Below are 2031 nucleotides of genomic sequence, written 5' to 3'. Positions count from 1 at the left end.
GTGACCTGGTGCATCGGTCATCTGGTGGAGGCGGTTCCGCCCGAAGGCTACGGCGAGCAATACAAGCGCTGGGCCATCGAGCAACTGCCCATTCTTCCTGAGCGTTGGCGTGTCGAGCCCAAGGCGGCGACCGCAGCGCAATTCAAAGTCGTGCAGCAGCTCGTCGCCAAGGCGGGCGAGCTGGTGATTGCGACCGACGCCGACCGCGAGGGCGAGATGATCGCCCGCGAGATCATCGACCTATGCGGCTACCGCGGGCCGATTCAGCGCCTGTGGCTGTCGGCGCTCAACGATGCGTCGATCCGCAAGGCGCTGGGTGCGCTCAAGCCGTCCGCCGAGACGCTGCCGCTGTATTTCTCCGCACTCGCCCGATCGCGCGCCGACTGGCTGATCGGGATGAACCTGAGCCGCTTGTTCACACTGCTGGGGCGCCAGGCCGGCTATAGCGGCGTGCTGTCGGTGGGGCGCGTGCAGACGCCGACGCTGAAGTTGGTCGTGGACCGCGATCGCGAGATCGCGCGCTTCGTCTGCGTACCGTTCTGGGCCATCGAGGTTGCGCTATCGCATGCAGGCCAGCCCTTCGTCGCAAGCTGGACGCCGCCGCAAGGCAGCACCGACGATGCGGGCCGCTGCCTGCAACAGCCGGTGGCGCAGCAGGCCGCCGAGCGCCTGCGCACGGCCGGCTCCGCCCAGGTGCTGTCGGTAGAAACCGAGCGCGTTCGCGAAGGGCCGCCGCTGCCGTTCGACCTGGGCACGCTGCAGGAGGTGTGCTCCAAGCAGTTGGGCCTCGACGTGCAGGAGACGCTGGACATTGCCCAGGCGCTGTACGAGACGCACAAGGCGACAACGTATCCGCGCTCGGATTCGGGCTACCTGCCCGAGAGCATGCTGGCTGAGGTGCCGACCGTACTCGACAGCCTGGTCAAGACCGACCCCAGCCTGCGGCCGCTGATCGAGCGCCTGGATCGCCAACTGCGCTCGCGTGCATGGAACGACGGCAAGGTGTCGGCTCACCACGGCATCATCCCGACGCTGGAACCCGCCAACCTGTCGGCCATGAGCGAGAAGGAGCTGGCCGTCTACCGGCTGATCCGCGCCCATTACCTCGCGCAGTTCCTCCCACACCATGAGTTCGACCGCACGATGGCGCAGTTCTCGTGCGGCGGTCAGTCGCTGGCGGCCGTGGGCAAGCAGATCGCCGTCACCGGCTGGCGCGAGGTGCTGGCGACGCCGGGGCCGGACGATGCCGATGGCGAGGATGCGCAGCGCAGCCAGGTGCTGCCCGCCCTGCATGCGGGCTTGTCCTGCCCGGTCGGCAAGGTGGATCTCAAGGCGCTGAAGACGCTGCCGCCCAAGCCCTACACGCAGGGCGAGCTGATCAAGGCCATGAAGACCGTCGCCAAGTTCGTGACCGACCCGCGGCTGAAACAGAAGCTGCGAGATACCACCGGCATCGGCACCGAGGCGACACGCGCCAACATCATCAACGGTCTGATCGGTCGCGGCTACCTGGTCAAGAAAGGCCGCGCCGTCCGCGCTTCCGACGCGGCATTCACGCTCATCGACGCGGTGCCCTCGGCCATCGCCGACCCCGGCACCACGGCGGTGTGGGAGCAGGCACTCGACATGATCGAGGCCGGCCAGATGGCGCTGGACACCTTCATCGAGAAGCAGTCCGTGTGGGTCGGCCAGCTCGTGCAGCAGTACCGCGGCGCAACGCTCTCGCTCAAGCTGCCGCCGGCGCCGGCCTGCCCGCAGTGCGGCACACCGATGCAGCAGCGCACGGGCAAGAGCGGCGCGTTCTGGTCCTGCTCGCGCTACCCGGACTGCAAGGGCACGCTGCCGATCGAGTCCCCGACGGGCCGGCGCAGCGCACCGCGCAAGCGGCGCGCTGCCTCCAAGGCGTCCTGATCCTCGCTTTTCCCCTGCCGCGCCGGCCACTTCACTGGCGGCGAGGCAAACGTCCCGCACCGCGCGGGACTCCAAAGCGCGCGTCTCCTTCTGCAACGGTGTGCGCGCCCCGTCTGCCCG

1 protein-coding gene is annotated in these 2031 nt (G+C 68.6%); it reads left to right on the top strand.

All coding sequences use genetic code 11. The annotated features are described in order from the left end of the window. Positions 1-1911: DNA topoisomerase III (locus AC2VLV_RS07735; protein WP_486989426.1), on the top strand; the 1911-nt coding region annotated here is incomplete at its 5' end. Between the last annotated feature and the right edge of the window lie 120 nt (positions 1912-2031).

The organism is Thiomonas sp. TH-17 (genome assembly GCF_057473305.1).
This window is presented reverse-complemented; position numbering and strand designations above follow the sequence as displayed.